20 protein-coding genes are annotated in these 23,723 nt (G+C 48.7%); 12 read left to right on the forward strand and 8 right to left on the reverse strand.

Annotated elements, in window-relative coordinates; genetic code table 11:
• Window positions 1–684, forward strand: a 684-nt coding sequence (gene trhO, locus EGV91_RS00005) for an oxygen-dependent tRNA uridine(34) hydroxylase TrhO (protein WP_135500121.1), incomplete at its 5' end; no start/stop codon positions are given.
• 43 nt (window positions 685–727) lie between these two features.
• Here trhO and EGV91_RS00010 read toward each other — a convergent pair.
• From EGV91_RS00010 to EGV91_RS00035, 6 genes are all read right to left on the reverse strand, one after another.
• Entirely contained in the window at window positions 728–2,254 is a 1,527-nt protein-coding gene (locus EGV91_RS00010) for a tripartite tricarboxylate transporter permease (RefSeq protein ID WP_135500122.1), read from the reverse strand.
• Between the two features lie 18 nt (window positions 2,255–2,272).
• Complete coding sequence (locus EGV91_RS00015) at window positions 2,273–2,722, reverse strand: tripartite tricarboxylate transporter TctB family protein (RefSeq protein WP_135500123.1); 450 nt, start codon at window positions 2,720–2,722, stop codon at window positions 2,273–2,275.
• A 50-nt stretch (window positions 2,723–2,772) separates the two neighbouring features.
• Window positions 2,773–3,798, reverse strand: a complete 1,026-nt coding sequence (locus EGV91_RS00020) for a Bug family tripartite tricarboxylate transporter substrate binding protein (RefSeq protein ID WP_175580247.1) — start codon at window positions 3,796–3,798, stop codon at window positions 2,773–2,775.
• Window positions 3,799–3,924: 126 nt separating this feature from the next.
• The gene (locus EGV91_RS00025) at window positions 3,925–4,602 is read right to left on the reverse strand and encodes a response regulator (protein WP_135500124.1); all 678 of its coding nucleotides are present in this window, start codon (window positions 4,600–4,602) and stop codon (window positions 3,925–3,927) included.
• Window positions 4,599–6,185 (reverse strand): ATP-binding protein, encoded by a 1,587-nt coding sequence (locus EGV91_RS00030; RefSeq protein WP_135500125.1) that lies wholly within the window; start codon window positions 6,183–6,185, stop codon window positions 4,599–4,601. The genes EGV91_RS00025 and EGV91_RS00030 overlap by 4 nt, the downstream gene beginning before the upstream one ends.
• A gap of 211 nt (window positions 6,186–6,396) precedes the next feature.
• The gene (locus tag EGV91_RS00035) at window positions 6,397–7,239 is read right to left on the reverse strand and encodes a MerR family transcriptional regulator (protein WP_135500126.1); all 843 of its coding nucleotides are present in this window, start codon (window positions 7,237–7,239) and stop codon (window positions 6,397–6,399) included.
• A 626-nt stretch (window positions 7,240–7,865) separates the two neighbouring features.
• On the opposite strand from EGV91_RS00035, the gene EGV91_RS00040 reads away from it, so the two are divergent.
• Genes EGV91_RS00040 through EGV91_RS00050 form a run of 3 tightly spaced genes read left to right on the forward strand, consistent with a single transcriptional unit; the run spans window position 7,866 to window position 11,749 of the window.
• Entirely contained in the window at window positions 7,866–9,347 is a 1,482-nt protein-coding gene (locus tag EGV91_RS00040; RefSeq protein ID WP_135500127.1) for an aldehyde dehydrogenase family protein, read from the forward strand.
• Window positions 9,348–9,366: 19 nt separating this feature from the next.
• Complete coding sequence (locus EGV91_RS00045; RefSeq protein WP_135500128.1) at window positions 9,367–10,530, forward strand: saccharopine dehydrogenase family protein; 1,164 nt, start codon at window positions 9,367–9,369, stop codon at window positions 10,528–10,530.
• A 25-nt stretch (window positions 10,531–10,555) separates the two neighbouring features.
• On the forward strand, window positions 10,556–11,749 hold the full coding sequence (locus EGV91_RS00050) for an acyl-CoA dehydrogenase family protein (RefSeq protein ID WP_135500129.1): 1,194 nt from the start codon (window positions 10,556–10,558) through the stop codon (window positions 11,747–11,749).
• A gap of 60 nt (window positions 11,750–11,809) precedes the next feature.
• Here EGV91_RS00050 and EGV91_RS00055 read toward each other — a convergent pair whose 3' ends face one another.
• Window positions 11,810–12,727: a diacylglycerol/lipid kinase family protein gene (locus EGV91_RS00055; protein WP_135500130.1), complete on the reverse strand. Its 918-nt coding sequence runs from the start codon at window positions 12,725–12,727 to the stop codon at window positions 11,810–11,812.
• A 104-nt stretch (window positions 12,728–12,831) separates the two neighbouring features.
• Between EGV91_RS00055 and EGV91_RS00060 the strand changes: the two genes are divergently transcribed.
• The 5 genes from EGV91_RS00060 (at window position 12,832) to EGV91_RS00080 (ending at window position 18,839) form a co-directional block, all read left to right on the forward strand.
• Window positions 12,832–14,034: an alanyl-tRNA editing protein gene (locus EGV91_RS00060; protein ID WP_241666071.1), complete on the forward strand. Its 1,203-nt coding sequence runs from the start codon at window positions 12,832–12,834 to the stop codon at window positions 14,032–14,034.
• 57 nt (window positions 14,035–14,091) lie between these two features.
• The gene (locus EGV91_RS00065) at window positions 14,092–16,254 is read left to right on the forward strand and encodes a beta-propeller domain-containing protein (RefSeq protein WP_135500131.1); all 2,163 of its coding nucleotides are present in this window, start codon (window positions 14,092–14,094) and stop codon (window positions 16,252–16,254) included.
• A 93-nt stretch (window positions 16,255–16,347) separates the two neighbouring features.
• The gene (locus tag EGV91_RS00070) at window positions 16,348–17,487 is read left to right on the forward strand and encodes a zinc-dependent alcohol dehydrogenase (protein ID WP_135500132.1); all 1,140 of its coding nucleotides are present in this window, start codon (window positions 16,348–16,350) and stop codon (window positions 17,485–17,487) included.
• A gap of 85 nt (window positions 17,488–17,572) precedes the next feature.
• On the forward strand, window positions 17,573–18,358 hold the full coding sequence (locus tag EGV91_RS00075; RefSeq protein ID WP_175580248.1) for a threonine/serine exporter family protein: 786 nt from the start codon (window positions 17,573–17,575) through the stop codon (window positions 18,356–18,358).
• Window positions 18,359–18,371: 13 nt separating this feature from the next.
• Window positions 18,372–18,839, forward strand: a complete 468-nt coding sequence (locus EGV91_RS00080; protein ID WP_135500134.1) for a threonine/serine exporter family protein — start codon at window positions 18,372–18,374, stop codon at window positions 18,837–18,839.
• Window positions 18,840–18,863: 24 nt separating this feature from the next.
• On the opposite strand, the gene EGV91_RS00085 is transcribed toward EGV91_RS00080, so the two are convergent.
• Entirely contained in the window at window positions 18,864–20,885 is a 2,022-nt protein-coding gene (locus EGV91_RS00085) for a bifunctional diguanylate cyclase/phosphodiesterase (protein WP_135500135.1), read from the reverse strand.
• Between the two features lie 196 nt (window positions 20,886–21,081).
• On the opposite strand from EGV91_RS00085, the gene EGV91_RS00090 reads away from it, so the two are divergent.
• The 3 genes from EGV91_RS00090 to EGV91_RS00100 are packed head-to-tail and all read left to right on the forward strand — an operon-like array spanning window position 21,082 to window position 23,635.
• Complete coding sequence (locus EGV91_RS00090) at window positions 21,082–21,615, forward strand: copper resistance CopC family protein (protein WP_241666072.1); 534 nt, start codon at window positions 21,082–21,084, stop codon at window positions 21,613–21,615.
• Window positions 21,612–22,661, forward strand: a complete 1,050-nt coding sequence (locus EGV91_RS00095) for a copper resistance D family protein (protein WP_135500136.1) — start codon at window positions 21,612–21,614, stop codon at window positions 22,659–22,661. The genes EGV91_RS00090 and EGV91_RS00095 overlap by 4 nt, the downstream gene beginning before the upstream one ends.
• Before the next feature lie 59 nt (window positions 22,662–22,720).
• Entirely contained in the window at window positions 22,721–23,635 is a 915-nt protein-coding gene (locus tag EGV91_RS00100) for a DMT family transporter (protein ID WP_135500137.1), read from the forward strand.
• Window positions 23,636–23,723: the final 88 nt, after the last annotated feature.

Below are 23,723 nucleotides of genomic sequence, written 5' to 3' on the forward strand. Positions count from 1 at the left end.
AAAAAAGAGATTGTCCATCTGGGCTTGGAAGATGATATCAACCCGAACGAATTGACCGGGAAATACCTGGAGCCTGCTGAATTCTACAAGCAGATGCAGGAAGAAGACACAATCGTTCTGGATGCACGCAATGACTACGAATTCGATCTTGGCCATTTCCGCGGTGCGGTGCGGCCGGATATTGAAAACTTCCGCGATTTGCCTGAATGGGTCCGCGACAATAAAGAAATCTTCGAAGGCAAGAAAATTTTGACGTATTGCACAGGCGGAATCCGCTGTGAAAAATTCTCTGGCTGGCTGAAAAAAGAAGGCTTTGAAGATGTATCGCAATTGCACGGCGGGATTGCTACTTACGGCAAAGACCCTGAAGTGCAAGGCGAACTATGGGACGGGCAGCTTTACGTGTTTGATGAGCGCATCGCAGTACCCGTCAACCAAAAAGAACATGTCATCGTCGGCAAAGACCATTTTACAGGCGAACCTTGTGAACGCTATGTAAACTGCGCCAACCCTGAATGCAACGCGAAAATCCTTGCTTCAGAAGAAAACGAACACAAGTATATGCGGTCATGTTCGGATGAATGCCGTGAACATCCGCGCAACCGCTATGCGTTCGAGCATGGCTTGGATGGAGCACAAGTCCAGGAGCGCCTTGACGCATTGAAAACAACAACTGAAGTGTAAGAAGCAGAAAAAAAGCCGTCCCTAGGGGCGGCTTTTTTCTGTTTCAATCTTCTTCATTGACAATAATGGCGCGGCCTTTGAATTTCAATAGCAAAGGGACGAGCAACCAAGCAGCAGCGACGATCAAGAGCACAAGCGAAATCGGTTTGGTGGCAAAAATCGAGAAGTCACCGTTCGAAATCGTCAATGCGCGGCGCATATTGTTTTCGATCATCGGTCCAAGCACCAATGCAAGAACCAATGGAGCGACCGGGAAATCATTGCGCACAAGCAGATAGCCGAGCACACCGCAAGCAAGCAATAAATACAAATCGAATGTCGTGTATTGCACGGCGTATACGCCGAAGAACGAAATGGCGATGATAATCGGCAGCAAGTATTTCTTCGGTGTTTGAATAATCTTGGCAAATACTTTGACCAATGGCATATTCAGAACCAATAGCATCAAGTTGCCGACGAACATGCTGGCGATCAATCCCCAAGCGACTTCAGGATGGTCATCAAAAAGCAGTGGGCCTGGCTGGATGTTGTACATGATCAATGCGCCCATAAGGATGGCAGTTGTGCCTGATCCAGGAATCCCAAGTGTCAGCAACGGGATCAACGCGCCGCCGGAAGCAGCATTATTAGCCGATTCCGGGCCCGCTACACCGGCAATTGCGCCAGTGCCGAACTTTTCAGGCGTTTTGCTGAATTTCTTTTCTGTGATGTAAGAGAAGAATGAAGCCAATGTAGCGCCGGCGCCAGGCAAAACACCGATGAAGAAGCCCAGGAACGAACCGCGCAATATCGGTACGGTGCTGTCTTTTAAATCTTGTTTGGTCGGCAAAATGCGGCCGATTTTAGCGATAGCGCCTTCTTCCTGATCGCGTTCAAGGACTGTCTTGAATACTTCCCCTAACGCGAACAAGCCGACAGCGATGGTCAAAAATTCAAGTCCTGAATACAAAATCGGCAAATCGTAAGTGAAGCGCGCAATGCCGGAAACGGCATCGATGCCGATGGTTCCGAGCATAAGGCCGAAGACCGTCATCATCAGTGCCTTGGTCATTGATTTTCCGGCAAGTCCGCTGACTGCGGCAAGTCCGAGAAGCATCAACGAGAAGTATTCGGCTGGACCGAATTCCAATGCGATGTTCGATAATGGTTTTGCCAACAGCACAAGGCCGATCAGTGAGATGATGCCTGCGGCGAACGAACCGATGGCAGCGATGGACAATGCTGCGCCAGCCCGTCCTTGCCGTGCCATTTGGTAGCCGTCGAGCGTAGTGACGACTGATGAGGATTCTCCAGGAGTGTTCAGCAGGATGGAGGTTGTTGAACCGCCATACATCGCTCCGTAGTATACGCCTGCCAATAGGATGATGGAACTGGCGGCGGCAGCTTCAGGAGGGAGGCCAGCAGTCAAGGTAGCTGTAACCGGAATCAGCAGCGCAACACCGCTCATCGGGCCGATGCCCGGAAGCACCCCGACCGCTGTTCCGATCAACACGCCGACAAATGCAAAGAGGATATTTTGCCATTGAAAAGCGACACCGAATCCATCCATAAGAAATTGTAATGTACTCATAATTCTCCGCCTCTCAAGTTAGAATACTGGAAACCCTGGCAACGAACCGCCTAGGAATTCAGCGAATAAATAATAGACTCCGAAAGAAAAAACGCTGGCGATGACAAGGGTTTGAATCCATTTGCCCCGCTCCATCGTCTGAAATGCAATTACCAGGAACAGGAAAGTCGTAATGACATAACCGAGGGGCTCAAGCAGTGCTGCATAAAGTACGGCACTGACAAACAGCACGATAAACTTGCCGTATTGGACTTTTTCCATTTCTCCCTGGTTCACCTGGTAGCGGAAAGTTTCATAAATCAACCGTGCACTCAATAAAATTAACAGGATGCCAAGGCCGATCGGGAAGATATCCGGTCCCACTTCTGAGCCATATGAGCTTTCGGATATTTTCCGGCTTTCCAGCACGAACAGAAGCCCAATCAGCAAGAAGGTGATGCCTGCAAAGCGGTCGAACGTTTTACTCATTGCTTTCTACTCCTTTCAAAATCAAGAAAGCGGCCGAAGCCGCTCCTTCATTATTTTTGCATGTCAAGCGCTGTCAATAATTCAACAATCACTTGTTCTTGTGTTTTCAAGTATTCTTCAAAACCAGCGGCATCTTTGTATTCAGACTGCCAGCCGTTCTGTTCCAATTCTTTTGTCCATTCTTCTGACTCAGACATTTCTTTCAGTTTTCCAGACCAATAATCGACTGCACCGTCTGACATGTTCTTAGGTCCGAAAATTCCGCGCCAGATCGTGAATTCTGCATCGATTCCAGCGTCTTTAAAAGTAGGGACATCGCTCAATTCGCCTTCAAGCGCTTCAGGAGAGCTGACTGCAAGAACTTTCACGTCGCCTGAACGAACGTATTCAGCGATCGTCGAAGCATCTGTTGCAATGACGTCTGCGTTATTGCCCAGCAATGATGCCACTGCTTCACCGCCGCCGTCATACGATACGTATTTTACTGACTTTGGATCGATGCCATACTCGAACGCAGGCAGGATGCCGACTAGATGGTCCATTGAACCGGGAGCTGACCCGCCGGCCAAAGTGATGGAAGTTGGATCCGCTTTAATGGCTTCCAGCAATTCTTCGAGCGTATTGAATTCCGAATCGGCTTTAACGACGATTGCACCGTAATCACGCGTCAATTGCGCCAGTGGAGTTGTATCTTTATAGCCGTATGGGCTATTGCCTTCAGCTTTATTGTTGTTGATCAAAATTGGCGGAGATTTCACCATCAGCATATAATCGTTGTCAACTTCTTTTGTGGCATATTCCGCCATGAATACTGCACCGCCGCCGCCTGGTTTGTTTTCAACCGTGATCGGCTCTTCGATCAATTTTGTATTGTTCATGGTTTTAGCAATGGACCGCGCTGTCAAATCCCATCCGCCGCCAGCTCCTGAAGGGGCGACAATTGCCATTCCGCGTTCTGGATAATTCGCTGATTCTTTCGCGCCTTGTGTTTCCCCTCCGGAAGAACAGGCTGCCAAACTTAAAGCCAAGACACCGGCCAATGAAACAGAAATCATTTTTTTCAACACATTAATCATCCCCTTTGAAATAGTAAAAGACAGCGCTTTCATGCGCTGTATTTAATTTATCAGAACTTTTATTCAATTGATCGTTTATGGAAATAAGAGGGATATTGTTCAATTAATCAATTTTGTTCATAAAGTTCACGGCTGCGGAAAATAGCGGCGCTCTGGCCGGCCGATTGTGCCGTAAAGCAATTCTGCCGCGGCCAAACGTTCAGAAACCAGGTGTTCCAGGTAACGGCGGGCAGTAGAGCGGCTCATGCCGCACGCGGAGCCCATTTCTTCCGCAGTCATTCCCAGTTCAGCAAGTGCCAAACGTTCTTTGATGCGGGCCATGGTATTCGGATCGATGCCTTTCGGTGTGGCAAAAGGTTCGCTTAAGGCAGTACGGTTCGAATTCCATAATTTTTGGATCGACTCCTCATCCAGCGAGCCGCTTTTTTCCAACGACCGTCTTTTTTCCTTATAAGCAACCAGGCTTTCTTCAAACCGGGCGAAAGTAAGCGGTTTGAGGATGTAATCGGCGACACCGGCACGGAACGCTTTTTTCACGATGTCCGTTTCAGAAGCCGCTGTGATGAAAATGATATCCGAATCGGGGCTTTCCTGTTGGATGAAAGGCAATAATTCCGTGCCTTTCATGTCAGGCAAATGGACATCCAGCAAAACCAGCTGAGGCTGGAGCGCCTGGATCCAATCTTTTGCTTCCGCGCCGTTATGGGCAGAGCCGACAACTTGAAAGCCGTCCATTTTTTCGATAAAGCGTCTGTGGATGTCAGCAATGCGTTTATCGTCTTCAACGATTAGAATCTCAATCATGCTAGTTCCTCCGATTTTATTGAAATGATAAATAGTGAACCGCCCAAATCGCCGGTTTCGATAGCGATTTCTCCGTGCAGGTCACGGACGCTTTCGTACACTTTGACCATGCCATAACCGCGGTCGCCGCCTTGTTTAGTGGAGACGCGTTCTTTGAAAAGAAGAGGCATCAATTCGGGATCCAGCCCAGGCCCGGAATCTTCCACTTCCATCAAAATCTCGCTGCCGTTATCCACAAGCAGAAGACGCACGGTACGTTCGTTTTCCGGCAAATGCTCGACCGCTTCAAATGCGTTGACGATCAAATTGCCGAGTATCGACACAAATAAGCTTTTTTCAAGGTGGGGAGGCAATTGTTTCATATTGCTTTCTTCATCAAGCAGCAGCTTCACTTTCAGTTCCCGCGCGCGATTGAACAGACCGATGACCAAGCCGCCCAAAAATGGATCTTGGAGCCGCTGCGTCACGAACTGGACGAGCGATTGCTGTTCTTCTGTTTCGTGGTGGATCAGCTGCATCGCTTCTTCGAGCGAGTTGAGCTGGATCAAACCCGATATCGTGTAAAGGAAATTCTGGTGCTCATGGGTCTGGGCACGCAGCGCTTCAGCGTATTGCGTGACTTGCGACAGTTCGCTGCGCAGGCCTTCAATATCCGATTGCAGCCGGAAACTGGAAACGGCTCCTACGATTTCATCATCAAAACTGATCGGGATGCGGTTAACGATGGTTTTTTTGCCGCGAATCGTCATCGGGCGGTCAAATTGGGATTCGCCGGTCTCGAGCACTTGGGGAAGCATCGTGTTCGGCAAAATGTCTTCGATGGGGATTCCCAGCAGGCTCAAGTCTTCGGGTAGCGCAAGCATCTCGTGCGCTGAAGCATTGGCCATCGTAATTTCCCCGGATTTATTCACCATGATGATCCCTTCACGGACCGATTCAATTACCGCGTTCCGTTCATTGTACAGGTTTGCGATTTCAGCAGGCTCAAGGCCGAATAAGGTTTTCTTGATGCTGCGTGCGAGCAGCATGGAACCGAACGCGCCGATAACAGCTGCAGCCAATACGATGCTGCTGATGGAATCCAAATACGCGTGGAATGTGCCGGCCATATCCGTTTTTAAGAAACCGACTGAAATGACGCCAATGATGCTGCCATTTTGGTCAAAGATAGGGGCTTTTCCGCGCAATGCGGGGCCGAGGGAACCAGTCGCTTCGGAAATATAGGCAACGCCGTCCCGCAGCGCTTTTTCATTGTCATCGCCGACCATCTTCTGGCCAAGCCTGCCAACGACGGGATGGGAATAGCGGATGCTTTCCGTGTTGCCGACCACAACATACTCAGCGCCGGTTTGGGCACGGATTTTCTCTGCGATCGGCTGAATCTCCGCCGCAGGGTCGCTCGCGCTGAACCCTTCGATGATATCGGGACGCTCAGCGGAAGTGACAGCAATATCCAAAGCCCGCTGGCCGACCTGCTCTTCAATGGCGCCGGATATAGTGACGTAAAAAAGCCAGCCCGCCAGTACCATGATGGCGGAAATGAATAAAGCGCCGTATAAGAATATTCTTTTCTGAAGAGACATGATGCGCCACTCATTTCTTTGAAAGATGAAATAAAATTCTGAATTTGCAAGAACGGAAAAGAAATGGCACAAAAGTGTCTACTTTTGTGCCATTTCCTCCTCTTCCTCTGAGCAGTCAAAACAAAAGAGCTCACCGTCTATGTAGACGCCGTTCAAAAAGCCGTCAAGGCAAAAGATGTCTTTTCCGCAATTGCTGCAGGGGCCGATGAGTTCACGCATCTTGTAAAGCAGCCGCGTAAACGTACATGGCTTCCTTCAAGTAAGTTGAAAGGCCTTTTCCATGCTGGTCGATATTGTTTGCGAAACGGCTGTCAGACGCGTATAAATCTGCAAGGCCGCGGAACATTCGTGGCGTGCAATCGTAAAAGCGGTTTAAGAGCGTGTAATACGCCTTCATCTCAACCTGCACTTCTGGCGCATCGGCAGGCAGATGCATTAATGCTGCAACCGCATTGTAAATCCGGTTTCCTTCGCGGTTGATCTCATCCAAATCTTCTTCTTCTTTTTCAGGCTTTGCCGTTTCCACCTGTTCAGGCTCTTCGATCGCGGCGGCTTCGTCGATTACTGCCATATTCACAAGTACTTCCGCTTCTTCTGCAGCATCAATGCTTTCTTCAGACACTTCATCTTCCAAGAGTTCTGGGATCTCCATTTTATATTTTGAGATATCGTCTCCATTTTTCTTGTCAGCGAAGGCTGCGAAACGGTCTTCATTGGAAAGTGTTTCCGCACCTGCATTTTCCAGCAACGTCATTTCTGCGCTTTGAATCAGTGATTCCATGCGCTCTTTTTTCAAGCGCAAAAACTCAATGTGCTGCGCCAATGCGAAGTTCGCATCAAAGCCATGGGCTACAATTTCCTGTATTTTTTTCAAAGAGAAGCCTAGTTCTTTGAAAAACAGGATATGCTGCAACAGCTTCAAATCTTCGTCGTTATAGTAACGGTAACGGTTAGAACCGATATTTGAGGGCTTGAGAAGCCCGATACTGTCGTAATGATGGAGTGTGCGAACACTGACTCCTGCAATCTTTGCTACTTCCTGTACTTTGTACATGACTATCACCTCTAATTACTGATTAGACTATGACGAACCGTTAGTGTCAATAGAATACGGAGAAATTCTTTTAAATGGCACAAACTACACAACCCGGCAGGGGAACGCACTTTCTAATTCGGGTCTATTATCTTAATTAATATTCGCAGGGTGAACTATAGATTCTAATTGCTGATATTCCGCAAAACAGCTGCGCTTGCCGCGGGCGAGCGCCAAGCCTCCTCAGTCGCTTCGCTCCCTGCGGGGTCTCGGCTGTCTCGCTTTCCCGCAGGCAAGATATTGGCCGAAGCTAGCGAGGCCATGTCTTTGCGACGAAGCGCCAAGCGCTGCAGGAGCAGAAAGGTTTTCTCCGCTGTTTTGCTCCATATCGAAAGATATCTTAGCTGAGGCGCGTCAAAGGGCTTGGCAACTCCTTTGCGACGAGCTTGCGCAGGAGCAATTGTCTTTGCTCTGCCTAAAGCGTCCGAAGCGGTGTATAAAATATTTATTCTTTTGTTCAATTTCTAGAAATATTATATAGAAAGAAAATTCTAATATTTCTCATTAAAGCTGGCAGTTTCAAAATCCGTATGAAATAATGACTATGATAGGGGTTTCAAATACGGCGTGCCAAGGAGGAATGGGAAATGAAATTGACGAATTACGTAAACGGCGAATGGCAGGAAGCGGTTAATTCAGATTTTACTCCAGTACTGAATCCAGCAACGGGCGAACAATTGGCTCAAGTCCAAATGTCTACAGCTGCAGATGTAGAAGCGGCGGCCCGGGCGGCAAAAACAGCGCAGAAGAAATGGGCGAAAGTTCCAGCACCCAAACGAGCGGATTATTTATATGAAATTGGACGGTTGATGAAGGAAGATAAAGAACATTTGGCGCAAGTATTGACCAAGGAGATGGGCAAAGTCATCGAAGAAGCACGCGGCGAAGTTCAGGAAGGCATAGACATGGCTTTTTACATGGCTGGCGAAGGGCGCCGCATGTTCGGCGAAACGACGCCATCTGAACTGGCAGACAAATTTGCGATGAGCGTCCGTTCTCCAATCGGGGTTGTCGGCTTGATCACTCCTTGGAACTTTCCGGTTGCGATTGCGACATGGAAGTCGTTTCCGGCTATCGTAGCGGGCAATGCGTTTCTCTGGAAGCCGGCAACCGAAACGCCGATGATGGCTTTTGAAATGGCTAAAATCTTCGAGGCCGCAGGTTTGCCTCCAGGCGTGGCGAATGTTGTATTCGGCTCTGGCGCTGAAGTCGGCACAGCGATGATCGAACATCCGGATATCAAAGTGATTTCGTTTACAGGTTCAACAGAGACTGGCCGCAAAGTGGCTGAGGCCGGAGGGCGGAACCTGAAGAAAGTCTCGCTGGAAATGGGCGGCAAGAATGCCGTGATTGTCATGGACGACGCAGATTTGGATCTTGCAGTCGATGGAATCTTATGGAGCGCATACGGAACAGCTGGCCAGCGATGCACAGCTTGCAGCCGGGTCATTGTCCATAAGGGCATAAAAGAGGAACTGCAAAGAAGGCTGCTTGAAAAAGTGGAAATGCTAACGGTAGGAGATGGATTGGATGAAACGGTCAAAGTCGGCCCGGTCATCAATAAAAAAGCATTAGAGAAAATCCATTCCTATGTAGAAATCGGCCAGCAGGAAGGTGCAAAATTGCTGGTGGGCGGAGCGGTTTTGAACGATGCACCGCTGGATAAAGGAAACTATTACGCTCCGACAGTGTTTACGGATGTGCTGCCGGATATGCGGATCGCGCAAGAGGAAATTTTCGGTCCGGTCGTATCAATCATCGAGGTGTCGAGCTTTGAAGAGGCGATTGGAGTGAATAATGGCGTCATATATGGCTTATCCAGTTCAATTTACACCAGCGATGTCAATCGGGCTTTCAAAGCGCAAAGGGATTTGGATACGGGAATCGTCTACATCAATGCAGGGACCACTGGCGCAGAAATTCATTTGCCATTCGGCGGGACGAAAGGGACCGGCAACGGCCATCGCGATTCAGGGGTTGCGGCGCTCGACGTCTTTACAGAGTGGAAGAGCGTATACATTGATTTCAGCGGCAAGTTGCAGCGTGCGCAAATCGACAACGAAATCTGATTAAAGAGGAGGCGTCGGCATGAAAATCGCGGTATTGGGTGCAGGGTTGATGGGCAAGCAGGCAGCAGGGGACTTGGCTGCCAATAGCGAAGTGGAAAAAGTGTTTTTGGCAGATCTCCATCCAGCCCAGGCTGAGCTGTTCAAGCAACAGCTGGGCAGCGATAAAGTCGAAGTTCTTTATTTGGATGCTCATGACGATCAGCAGCTTTTGGCCATCATGGAAAAGGCTGACGTGGTCATCAACGCCTTATTTTACACCTTCAATGAGAAGGTGGCCCGTCTTGCCATGCAATGCGGAGTCCATTCTGTGGACCTGGGCGGCCATATCGGCGGAGCTACTGACGCCGTTTTGTCGCTGCATGAACAAGCGGAGCAGCGCGGCGTGACGCTCATTCCGGATTTGGGTGTGGCTCCCGGAATGATGAATATATTGGTTGGCCATGGAGCCGGTAAATTGGATCAAGTCCATGAAATCCGGATTTTTGTCGGCGGAATACCGGTGAAACCCGAACCGCCATTAATGTACAATCATGTTTTTTCATTGGAAGGCGTATTCGACCATTATACGGACCCGTCGTTTGTCATCCGCGAAGGGCGTGAACAGGAAGTCGCTTCGCTGTCGGAAATCGAGTTTGTCCAATTCGAGGGTTTTGGGGAACTTGAAGCTTTCCATACATCTGGCGGAACATCTACGCTTATCGACACGTTCAGCGACGTCGATACATTGGAGTATAAAACGGTTCGCTATAAAGGGCATGCCGAAAAGTTCCAAATCCTCGTCGACCTCGGATTCACGGATCGGGAAAAAACGGTAAATGTGAACGGGCTTATCGTGAAGCCGCGAGACGTTTTGCGTGAAGTGCTGAAGCCGCTTACGGAACTTGGCGATAAACAGGATGCTGTTTTATTGCGCGTCATGGTGTCGGGCACCAAAGAAGGCGAAGGGCTTACCTATGAATACAATATGATCACAATGAGGGAAGATGCGGGGGTCACCGCTATGGCGCGGGCAACTGCCTATACGATTTCAGTTGTGGCGCAGATGATCGGCAGCGGCATTATCGATAAGCGAGGTTCTTATCCGCCTGAAATGATCGTGCCAGGCGATGAATACATCGCGGAAATGGCGAAGCGCGGAGTTCTCATCAAAGAAACAGTGCATCGTTCCGCGTATCAGAATTAAAAAAACGGCATAAGGGGGAACGGCTATGGACTTCGAATTCACTCAAGAACAGCAGCTGCTTCGGAAAACCGTCAGGCATTTTGTCGATGAAGAAATCATTCCGTATATAGCTGGATGGGATGCAGCCGGTGCTTTTGATCCGGCCATCTGGACGCGGCTGAAAGATATGGGCCTTATGGGTGTATGCATACCGGAAAAATACGGCGGCAGCGGCATGGATTATAATTCGCTGGCGATTATTTGTGAAGAATTGGAACGGGGAGACACGGCTTTCCGCACGGCGGTTTCCGTCCATACGGGCCTCAATTCGATGTCCCTTTTGCAATGGGGGACCGAGCAGCAGAAAGAGCAATACCTCGTTCCCCAAGCGAAAGGTGAAAAAATCGGGGCATTCGGCCTGACGGAACCGGGCGCAGGCTCAGATGTCGCGGCTTTGGCTTCGACAGCAGTGAGAGACGGCGAGCATTATATTTTGAATGGCCAGAAAACCTGGATTTCGTTATGCGACGCTGCCGACCATTTCATCGTTTTCGCTTATACTGACAAAGAGAAAAAGCATAAAGGAATCAGCGCGTTTATCGTCGAGCGGACATGGGAAGGGTTTTCTTCTAAAGCGCTAAAAGGAAAGTATGGCATCCGCTCGGGCAATACTGGAGAATTATTCTTCGATGATTTGCGGGTGCCGGTTGAAAACCTGTTGGGGCAAGAAGGAGAAGGCTTTAAAATCGCCATGTCGGCGCTTGATAATGGCCGCTTTACGGTTGCTGCTGGTGCTTGCGGCTTGCTGATGGCTTGCATAGAGGAAAGCGTCAAATACTGCCATAGCCGTTCGACATTCGGGAAACCGATCGGCGAGCACCAGCTTGTCCAGCAGATGCTCGCCAATATGGAGGCCGGCTATCAAATGAGCAGGCTGCTTGTCTACCGCGCAGGCGAGATGAAAAATCAAGGAAAGCGCAACACACGGGAAACATCGCTGGCAAAATGGCAGGCTTGTGATTTTGCCAATAAAGCGGCGGATGATGCGGTTCAGATCCACGGCGCTTATGGCTATACGGACGAATATCCGGTTGCCCGCTTCTTGCGGAACTCGAAAGCTCCGGTCATTTACGAAGGCACGCGCGAAATCCACACGCTCATGCAAGCGGATTATGTTCTCGGCAACCGCCAGGACAAGAAATTGAATCACATGCTGCCGCAATGGCCGTTTGAAGAATAAAAGAGCCGTACGTCACGTCATGGCAAATGACTTGGCGTACGGCTTTTTCTATGGAATCGATTATTCAGGAATGCTGTCAAATGAAGGCTTCGGCACCAGCATCTGAAGTTTCTTCGGTTGGATTTGAATATCGAGCGGCGTCTTCAAGTAAATTTCACCGTCTGTATCCACTTCTTTTTCTTCATCTGTCCAAATTTTGATGTGCTGTCCTTGGAAATGCGCGATGTGCTCCAGTTCATCTGGCGTCACATCAGGTTTGGCAAGCGAAAACCATTCGCGGATCGCAGTGAGTGTCGAAGACTGGATGATGAACACATCAAGCAAGCCGTCGGAAGGGCTGATCGAGTCCATCGGAAACATATGTGTACCGATGGATTTTCCGTTCATGATCAATGCGGCAACCCCTTCTTCAACGGATTGGACGCCATCGATTTCGAGATGGATCGGAAATGGAATCGATTGGCGCATTGTCTGCAGCGCACTCATGAAATAACTGATTTTGCCGTAGCGCTCTTTTAAATCAGGGTCAATGTTCAAAGACGTATCGGTAATCAATCCGAGGCCGGCGAAATTCAGGAAAATCCGATGATTGATTTGTGCAGTGTCGATGTCCTGAATATCTCCAGCGGCCAAAGTTTCTGCCGCCTGGTCAAGCAGCAATGGAATCTCCAGTGTCCGGGCAAAATCGTTGCACGTTCCGCTTGGAAGGATTCCAAGTACTGGAGGAGCGTCCATGGTGGAAAGCACTTGTACCGCAATGTGTACGGTGCCGTCTCCTCCAGCGACAAAAAGCGCATCGGCGTTATTGCAGGAGTTGCGGCATGCCGCTTCGAATTCTTCTGGTGATGCTGTTTGAATCAGCTCAAGATGTTTTGACGCCCGCGCGAGAGCGGGAACAGCCAAAGGGATTACCGTGTCTGTCGTTGCCGCTCCAGCTGCGCCGTTATACAATAATATGGAACGTTCAAATCTCGGCATGCTTGCTACCTCCTAAAATCTCTTGTAATGATTCATTTCCACTAAACGGAGATCCCTAAACAACAGAAGGCTGCATACTGAAGCAGCGGAAAGAAGGAATGATAATGACATTGACATTGAAAATGTATTATGGCGACCCGGAAATTGCGCAGGCCACAGTGGAAGTAATTGGGTCGGGACAGGATGAAAAAGGGCAATACATACTAACGAACCAAACAATCTTCTATCCGGAAGGCGGCGGACAACCTGCAGACACCGGCTTCATTGACGGCGCTGCAGTACTGGACGTCCAATCTTCGCAGGAGGAGATCCGGCATTATACGGATATGCCGCTTAGCAACGGGGAATACCCGGCGCAGCTGGACTGGAACAAGCGCTTTGACCATATGCAGCAGCATGCTGGCCAGCACGTGCTGAGTGCCGTGTTTGCTGACCGGCATAATTTGCATACTACGAGCTTTCATCTTGGGGAAGAACGTGTGTCGATTGATTTGGACGCTGCTGAAATTCCACAGGAAGTTCTCGCTGCTGCGGAAGCTGCGGCAAATGATGTCATACGCCGCCATTTGCCGATCACTACGGAGTGGGTGACGGAAGAGCAGGCTAAATCTATGTCCTTAAGAAAACCGCCTGCAGTGAAAGGGGACATTCGGCTCGTAAAAATCGATGGTGTCGACTTGAACGCCTGCGGAGGCACCCATCCTAAAAACACTTCTGACATTGGCCTCATTAAAATTATTGCTGCTGAGAAGGCGAAAGGCGGCACACGGGTTTATTTTTTATGTGGAGGGCGGGCATTCGGCCATTTCAAATTGCTGATTGAAACCACTGATGAACTGGTGCGCCAGCTAAATTCCCCGTTGAAGGATTTGCCGGGTGCGGCTGATGCGTTGCTTGAAGAAAAAGCGGCAATCGAAAAAGAATTAAAAGACACGCGTTCAAAATTATTGGAAGCGGAATCTTTCGGCATACAACCAGCGGCAAATACGGCTACTGCAGAGCGTATATTTTACAACCGCCCAGTAAAAGAACTCCAGCAATTGGCGCGTATTGTTGCAGCGCGCGAAAAACATTCATACATACTCCTTTTATCGGCAGAAGGCAAAGGCGTGCGATTTGTCTGTGCAAAAGGGGAAGAGGCACAGGGAGATATGCGGGAGGTGCTGGGAGAGTTGCTGGCATTGACGGATGGCAAAGGCGGCGGAAATCCGGGATTTGTACAAGGCGGTGGGAATACGGAGTGCGAAAATGAGCAGTTTATCCGCACATTCCAAAAGGCTGTAAAAAAGTTCCGGGAAAATCTGTAACTTTTTCCTGTGGCTAGTGTCTAATTGGAAAAGAAGCCTTGAAAGGCGGGGTCGGTTATGAAGAAAAGAGGGATATGGCTATTGGCTGCAGTATTGTTTGCGGCCATCGCAATTGCAGGCGTTTTGATGTTCGATAAAGTGACTGTCAACGCACCCGCGCTCGCTTTGACTGAGCAAGGATGGCGCGCGAATTTCTCATCTGCAGTCCAAGGGAATGCGATTGAAAAAGGTGATATTTATCTGACGGATGCGGAAGGGAATCGGGTGGAAGCTTCAATGGAATTGCGGCCAAATGGAAAAACCATTGAAATTTCGCAGCTTCCGGCTGGGCAATACGAGCTTCACATCAAGGAATCAGCAATCAAAGGAAGCTTTTTCAAATCACTTGACCGAAAAGAGCTCACTTTTTCTGTCCAGGAAGAAATCCAGACATTGACGGATGCTGAAGAGCTAAGAGCGTATTTCGCCCAAGTACTGGCGCTGCAGCAAAGCAATGAAGAAGACGGCATTTTCACAGACAAAAGCGGCGCCACAGAAGAGTCTGCGGACAGCGGCAGCGGAGAAGCCAGCGGAGAAGGCGGGAATGGCGGCGATTACTCGACCACCAATAAACAAGTTGAAGGTGTGGATGAAGCCGATTTGGTGAAAACCGATGGATCGTTCATTTATTCAATCAGCGAAAATCGCGTCATTATTACGGATGTCCGAAATCCGGACGAATTGGCTGTGGCGGATGAACTGGTTTTCGAGGAAGAATTATATCCGCAGCAATTGTTCTTGAACGATGGCGTTCTTGTGGTAATCGGCAGCAAGTATTCGATTATGCCGATGGATGGCATGGAACGTGAATATTTTCCGCATATGGGAATGACAACCGTACACCTTTACGACATTGATAATCCGGCATCGCCGGAATTGCTGAGGGAGTTCGGGACGGAAGGAAATTTGAATGGCGCAAGGCTGGCTGGCAATGTCTTATACTATGTCACCAATGTCTACCCGGATTTCTGGATCATGGAGCAGCAAAATGATGCGGAATTGCGTCCCCATACCTACGACTCGAAAAATGGCGGTACGCTGACACCGATGCCCTATGACAGCCTTTCCATCCTGCCTGGAACAATGGAAGGCAGCTATAGTGTCATATCAACTATCGATTTGGCGGAGCCTTCCCAGAACGACATTAGCACGAAAGGATTTTTAGGCGGCAGCGAGCAAATGTATATGTCGAAAGACCACCTCTATTTGACAGCAGCCGCTTATATTCCAGCAGAAAGCGAAGACGGCACAGTGACCGACAGCAATGCCGACATTGCAATCTGGATGCCGCAGACGGCAAATACAGAGATTTTCAAATTTGCATTGGAAGGGACAGATGTCCAATTCATAGCCTCCAGCGAAGTGGCGGGTTCACTTTTGAACCAGTTTTCCATGGATGAACACAATGGCTATTTCCGTATAGCAACAACTGAAGGGTTTGCCTGGAATGTTAATGAACCCTCGAAAAACCATCTGTTCATTCTGGATGCTGGCATGAAACAGGTTGGAGCAGTGGAAGATTTGGCAAAAGGAGAGCGGATCTATTCAGCCCGTTTTATCGGAGACAAAGCATATATGGTGACGTTCAAAGAAACCGATCCCTTGTTTGTCATCGATGTATCCGCGCCATCCGCGCCGAAAGTGATGGGCGAGCTGAAAATTCCCGGGTTCTCGAATTATCTCCATCCGTTGGATGAAAACCATTTGATCGGTTTTGGCGCTGATACGAAGCTGGAACCGGTGAAAGGTGGAGAGCCGCGGGTAGTGACCGGCGGCATGAAAATCTCGCTTTTCGATATCAGTGATTTTTCGAACCCTCAAGAAAAAGACAACGAAATCATTGGCGGTCCCGGAACTTATTCCCAGCTGCAATACGACCACAAAGCGCTGTTCATCCATCCGGAAAAGAACCTATACGGCTTTCCGCTGACGATGTACAGTGAAACAGATGGCAAGTATGTGGAGTTCGAAGGTGAAGGTGCGATGATTTACACGATAACTCCTGACGGCATTACAGAAGCGGCCAATCTAATATCACCGTCCGATATGCAATATGAAGATTGGGCGAAAAGCGTGCAGCGTATCCTGTATAGCGGCGACAACCTCTATACCGTGGCCAATAGCGAAGTGAAAAGCTATAAACTCGAAACCTTTGAATTGAAAGACACATTGGCCTATTAGCCGTCCGCACATCCGGAATTTCCGGATGTGCGGTTTTTTATTCAGAAAATCAGGGAAGTACTATAGTATTCTAAAAATTTTGGAGGCGATTGGATGAAAGCAGTAACGTTCCAAGGTGTAAAAGACATGCAAGTGAAAAACGTCAAGGACCCAGAGATTGAGAAAAAAGACGATATTGTTGTCAAAATAACTTCTTCCGCTATTTGTGGCTCGGATTTGCATATTTATCAAGGCGCCTTGCCTGCGCGAAAAGATTACGTCATCGGCCATGAACCGATGGGCATTGTCGAAGAAGTCGGCCCCGAAGTGACAAAAGTGAAAAAAGGCGACCGCATCGTGCTGCCATTCAACGTCAGCTGCGGCCACTGCTTCTATTGCGACCATGACATGGAAAGCCAATGCGACAATTCAAATGGCAACCCTCATTTCGATACCGGCGGCTATTTCGGATTTACTGAACGCTATGGCGATTATTCCGGCGGGCAAGCGGAATACCTGCGTGTGCCGTACGGCAACTTCATGCCGTTTGTCATTCCTGAATCTTCCGAGCTTGAAGATGAATCGGTGCTATTCCTTTCGGACGTTCTGCCGACTGCCTGGTGGAGTGTTGAAAATGCCGGCGTAAAACCGGGTGACACAGTCGTGGTTCTTGGCTGTGGGCCAATCGGCTTGATGACCCAGAAATTCGCTTGGATGAAAGGCGCCAAACGCGTCATCGCAGTGGATGAAATTCCATACCGTATGGAAAAAGCCAAACGCATGAACAACGTGGAAGTGTTCGATTTCAGCCAATACGACAATATGGGTGCGCACATCCATGAACTGACAAGCGGCGGCGCGCAAGTAGTCATCGATTGTGTCGGCATGGATGGCAAAAAATCGGCGGCAGAAGCAATCCAGCAGAAATTAATGCTGCAGGGCGGTACATTGAGCGCAATTGATATCGCAAAAGACGCAGTCGCCAAATTCGGGACAATCCAGTTAACCGGCGTCTACGGCCAGAAATACAACCAATTCCCGCTCGGCAATATTTTCGAGCGCAATGTAACGATGAAAATGGGCCAAGCACCGGTCATCCACTTGATGCCGATGCTGTACGAGAAAATCGAGAAAGGCGAATTTGATCCGCGTGAAATCATTTCGCACATCATGCCGCTTGAACAGGCCGCGGATGCTTATAAGATTTTCAATGACCACACAGATGACTGCACGAAAGTCGTCCTGAAACCGTAAGCTCAATAGGATTCAAGTTTCCCAATAATCTAAAAAAACGCTCCGCCTATGCGGAGCGTTTTAATTTTTGTCCGGATGCGTTATCATGAGGAATAATACAGAAGGGGGAGAGCCTGTGACTCAAATAGGTGAAACTAGACGCGAGCTTGCCCTCGATTGTTTTCTGTTGGCCGGCAAGCTGTTGATGGAGAATGGCGCGGAAACTTACCGTGTTGAAGATACAATGATTCGCATGGCCATATCACAGAAAATGACAGACTCCCATTGTTTTGTAACACCCACCGGCCTCATGTTTTCCCCGAGTGACGAGCTGGCGACGCGCTTTGTGCGCATCAATAGCCGTCGCACCGATCTGGAGCGTGTTGCATTGGTGAATTCGGTGTCCAGGAAATTGGTGGCTGGTGAATTGGCGCTGGCAGAGGCATACGAAGAATTGAAAACTATCGACCGGACCAATTATATGTTCAATATATGGCTTCAGATTCTGGCGGCTGCGACGGCGAGCGGATGTTTCCTGATCTTGCTGGGCGGCAATTGGAGTGATTTGCCGTTCGCTTTTGTTTTCGGCGGAACGGGCTTTATCATAGTGGAAACAATTTTGGAGAAAACAAGGGTGAAATTTTTTGCGGAATTTGTCGGAGCGTTGGCCATTGGTGTGTTCGCGCTGTTAGCCGTCTATTCCGGCTACGGCAAAAATCTGGACACGATCATTATCGGTTCGATTATGCCGCTTGTACCGGGCCTGCTGATTACAAACGCTGTTCGCGATTTGATGGCTGGGCATTTCGTTTCGGGCCTTTCCAAAGGAGCGGAAGCATTTCTGACAGCGTTCGCCATTGGAGCCGGCATCGCGCTTGTATTGTCATTTTAAAAGGAGGGGTTCGATGAACTGGCCATTAGAAGCGTTTTTGAGTTTTCTGGCAGCAGCGTCGTTCGGCGTTATTTTCAATACGCCGAGAAGGACGTTGCTTAGCTGTGGGCTGGTCGGCATGACGGGCTGGCTGATTTACCGGACAGGCGTCATTTTCCTCGACGACCCCGTACAGGCGACTTTTGCGGGTGCATTCGGCGTGGCGCTGGCTGCGCATCTGCTGGCGAAAAAGTTCAAGATGCCCATGATCATTTTCAGTGTGGCAGGGATCATCCCGCTTGTGCCGGGCAGCAAGGCATATAATGCCATGCGCAATATCGTGGAGAATAATTATCTGGAGGCCATAACCTTTGCTTCTGAAGCATTGATGATATCAGGCGCTGTCGCGATGGGGTTGGTATTCGCGGAAGTATTGATGCAAATAGTCTTCAAGCAAATGGCCAAGCGCGTCCAAAAGAAAATCGGCATGACCCAGAATTGACTGGGACATGCCGATTTTTTTTTATCATGTTGTTTCTGAAACTTTCAGCCATTTCTCCAGATCTGCCGCTGTCATCGGGTAGCCGGAAATGTAGCCTTGGATCAAATCGCAGTCCATGGCGCGCAATAATTCCAGTTGTTCGTTCGTTTCGACGCCTTCCGCAGTGACTTGGAGATCCAAGCTCTTGCCGAATTGGATCATGCCTTTAATCAGCTTCTGCATTTTTTCCTGTTTCGTGATGGACTTGATAATGGAGCGATCGATTTTTAAGTTGGTGATCGGCAGCATCAGCATATAGCGGAATGCTGCGTAGCCCGTTCCGAAATCATCGAGTGAGAAAGAGATGCCCGCTGCGTTCAGCTGCTGCATCTGCTTAACAATTGACCGTTCGGCTTCTGCTTCCAAAGCGAAGCGTTCGGTGATTTCAATCGCCAACGAAGAAGGGTCGCAGCCATTCAACTGGATCTGCTCAAGGAAAATTTTCGCCATGTCCTTATCACGGAACTCCCGGATGGACGTATTGATGCTGACTTTCATATCGATTCCGCGATTCTGCCAGTCTTTCAGCTGCGTACACACCGATTCAAGGACGTAAAGTCCGATTTCGTTGATCATGCCATTTTCTTCGGCGATTGGAATCAGTTCGTCCGGAGTGACAATGCCGATTTCGGAATCTTCCCATCGCACGAGCGCTTCGACACTTTCCACCTTGCCGGTCTTCAAATTGACTTGCGGCTGGTACAGCAAATGCAAATTATGCCGGTCAAGCGCGTGGATCAAGCGTTTTTCAATCAATGATTTCCGGCTCAGGCGCTCATGGTCATCGGAAGTCAGCGCAGAAATGGCGCTGCCGCCCCGTTCTTTAACTTTTTTGATAGTGGCGTGAGACGCTTTAATCAGGTGCACGAACGATTGCTGGTCTTCAGGATAGCGCGTGATGGCACCGCTGATGGTCATTGGAATCGACAGACCGTCAATATAAATCGGGTGCTGCTGAAGGTAGTAAAGGAACCCTTCGATAAACCAGTTGCTGAGCGGTGTCACTAATGCGAATTCATGCAATCCCGCACGGGTGATGATGGTATCTGAGAAATACATGCGCAGCCGCTTCGTGAATTCGATAAGCAATTCGTTTTCAGTATCGGTGTCCGAAACATCGCGAAGTGTATAAAAACGGTCGATATCGAGATAAACAAACGAGAAGTTTTTCTTTTCTTCGATGAATTCATTGACCACTTGCTCTAAGCGATGGCGGTTCTCCAATCCTGTGATAGGATCGATGAAGGCGATTTCTTCCAAGTGGAGCTGAACTTTTTTAGCAGCGGTGATATCCTTTTCAAGGAATATGTAATAAGTGTCATCGCCTTTGATTTGCATCGGAATTGCAGTCAGGTCAACCCAGTATTCTTCGCCGTCTTTTTTCACTTTGCGCGTTTGTCCGTTCCAGACATTGCCGCTCTTCAATGTGGCCACAAGCGTTTCTACAAAACAGATATCCGCACTTTCTTCACCGAACATCTGCCAGACCGGTTTGCCGAGAATCCGTTTTGGCGTCCACTTGCTCAGCTTCAGGAATAAAGGATTTGCATAAGTAATCAAAAATTCCTCATCAAAGTATAAGAGCATGAACGAATTATCCAATCCGCTCCGCAGGCTGTTCAATTCACGGTTTGCCGAACCTTCTTCATCAGCATCATCCACTTCGAAAATCGCCATGATGAATGGTTCATTGTCAGCAGTGAACGCTTTTGTGACGATGGTCGTATACGTCAGCGTTCCGCTTCCTAACCCGACTTCTACATCTTCAAACCGTATCGGATCTTTACTATGTATAACCGTTTCCCAAGAATGCTTATAAAGAGCAGCTCTTTCTGGATTCATATATGGATAAATTTGGCCTTTGATTTTATCGGTTTCGATTTGGAAAACACGTTCTGCATGGCGGCTGCACCATACAACAAGTCCGTCTTTGTCCATAATGATAATGGGAAAAGGGATATGGTTAAAAACGAGATTATCCGCTAACAGTTCTTGTAATTCACTCATTCCATGACGCTCCTTCTCCGTAAATTAATTCCATTAATCCGTAGTCTAATTCCATTATAAAGAAGAAAAGGACTATCGTCATCCTTTTCAAAATATTACCCGTATTTTTTTGTAAGATACAATGACTATGCTTATTTTAACAAGCATGAGAGAATGGGGAAAGAAAAAATGAAAATAAAGAAAAAGAGGGAAAAAAATGAAGAAAATAATTGTGGCAGCATTGCTGCTGATGCTCGTGATGCCTTTCACGGCGCATGCCCATACAGCATTGACATCGTCTAACCCTGCAGAAGGGCAGAAATTGGCTGAAGCCCCGAAGGAACTTGAATTGGCGTTCGGCACAATTATCGAAGAAGGCAGCACGATGACGCTCAAAGGACCGGAAACGGATGTTGCGCTGGATGATATTTCGATTTCTGAAAACGTGATGAAAGGCTTAATCAATGAAGAGTTAATGAATGGTCAATACATAATTTCGTGGAAAATTATAGGTGAAGATGGCCATCCGATCGAAGGGGAAATCCTATTCAGTTTGGAGGCGCCTTCTGCCGAAGAACCAGCTGAAGAAGTTGTAGAAGAAGAGGCAGCTCAAGCAGAGCCCGCCGCAGATCAGCAAAGGGCTGCAGTGGACGAGGAAGAAGGCGGAAGCCTCCTGACTATTTTATTGATTGTTGCGGCTGTAATTTTAATAGGGTTCGGCGCTGTCCTGCTGATCAAAAAGAAACGATGAACTTTTTTACTTCGATTTCCGATTTTTTGCTGTATGTGGCATTCTCCATTATTGCGGGCTCGGTGTTGTTGAAATTCATCCCGCACTCCCATAAGCCGGAAATCCGTGAACCGCGGTGGCTGCTGATGTTAAGCGTCATCGGGATTGCGCTGTTTTCGCTGGCGCCGGTCATTGAATTGCTGGTGTTTTTGGATGGCGGTTTCGGGACGTTCTTTGCCATCCTTCTTGATTACCGGACCGGCCACGGCTGGGTGATTACCGCATTGATTTCGCTGCTTCTTGGTATCACGATTTATTTTGGCGGCTCAAAATATATGGCTGCATACTACACACTGGCACTGATTCTGGCTGTCGGATTTTTCAGCCACGCTTCAACCCTCAACTTATGGGGCGGCTTCATCAGCCATACCGTGCATTTCCTGGTACTGGTGTTATGGGCCGGGGTACTATTGCAGGCGGCATGGTTTTCAAATGGCGGGCAATGGGAGCGGTTCTTGGCGTGGTTCACACCATTTGCCAGTGCCTGTGTCGCGATCTTGCTGATCAGTGGATTTATCATCATGCTATTCTTTGTGGCTCCTGCTGATTACGCCAATTCATGGGTTCTGCCTTACGGCCAGTTGCTGTTGTTGAAACATTTGAGCATTATTCCGCTCTTATTGGCAGCAGCTATCAATGGCTTCTTGAATAAAAAACGCCTTTATCAACAGGCATGGCTGAAAGCCGAGAGCATTTTGCTTCTAGCAACGCTGGCGTTGACCGCGTTCATGAGCAAAGAAGCACCTCCGCACGATGTCAATGAGACATTACGCTTTGAAGGGGCGGCGCCGTTTATTGAAGCGTTCATGGGGCCGGTGTATATTCCAATCAGCGCGGTACCGGATTTTTCATTGAATGGGCTGTTGCTGCTTGGAATTGCGCTTCTTTGTTTGGTGATGGTGCCGCTGTCTTATAAACGCAGCCTGCCTGCCGGATTTTCTGTGCTGTTCGGCATCGGTTTTATCGCGGCCGCGTATGGCGGTTTGATGCTGAGCACCACTTTTTAACGAATGCCAGAAAACCAATCTTCCGGGATTGGTTTTTCCTGTAGAAAGGAAGATTAGCCATGAACCGTATTAAAGGAATTGCGATGATCATCACGGGTTCGATATTTTGGGGAGCGACCGGCCCGATGATGGAGTGGATGATGCATGAATATAGCTTGACGCCTACATTTGTGTCCACACTGCGCCTGATGCTGGCAGGGGTGATGCTGCTCATCTTTGTGAAAATGAAAGGAGTGAAGGTCACATCGATTTTCAGAGGGCGCATTTGGATCCGGCCACTTGTCCTGTTCTCGATTTTTGGCATGCTCGGCGCGCAATTTACATTTGTTTCAGCCATTGCGGCCAGTGATGCAGTTGTCGCAACGCTGCTCCAATTTTTAGGGCCGATTTACATCATCTTGTTCATTGCGCTGCGCCAAAAGAAATTGCCGCCGCTTTATCAAGTGATCGGCATGGCGGGCACGCTGATGGGGTTATTCCTGCTCCTGACGAACGGCCGTCCCGATGAGCTGGCCATCAGCGGTGAAGCGCTGTTCTGGGGCATCTTAGTCGGACTGACGTTTTCTTTTTATACCCTATACCCTGCGCGCTTGATGCAGGAATGGGGTGTGCTGCTTGTTGTAGGCTGGTCGATGCTGATTGGCGGACTATTCCTTGCGATTGTGGATCCGGTATTGCTTGCGGATGATTGGGGAAGCCTAATGGATCCAAAAGCGCTCTTGATTTTTCTAGCATTGGTCATTGCAGGGACGCTGGCGTTTGTCCTGTTCCTAAGCAGCATGCGCTTTATCACACCTGTGGAAACGAGTGTGCTTTCAGCGGTGGAGCCGCTTACGGCCATGATTATTTCAGCGTTCTGGTTCCATCAGATACTAGCGCCAACCCAGTTGGCCGGAGCTCTCATCATGCTGGTTTTTGTGACATTCCTGTCGCTGGCCGGCAATGTGAAACTGAAAAAACGCAGAGTCAGATAAGAGAAAAAGCGGCGCTTTACAGAAGCGCCGTTTTTTTTATTTCCAAGGAAATATACTGTCTGTTGTCAGAGAATTATGTCATAATAAC

The organism is Planococcus koreensis (genome assembly GCF_004761975.1).
Classification (GTDB): Bacteria; Bacillota; Bacilli; order Bacillales_A; family Planococcaceae; genus Planococcus; species Planococcus koreensis.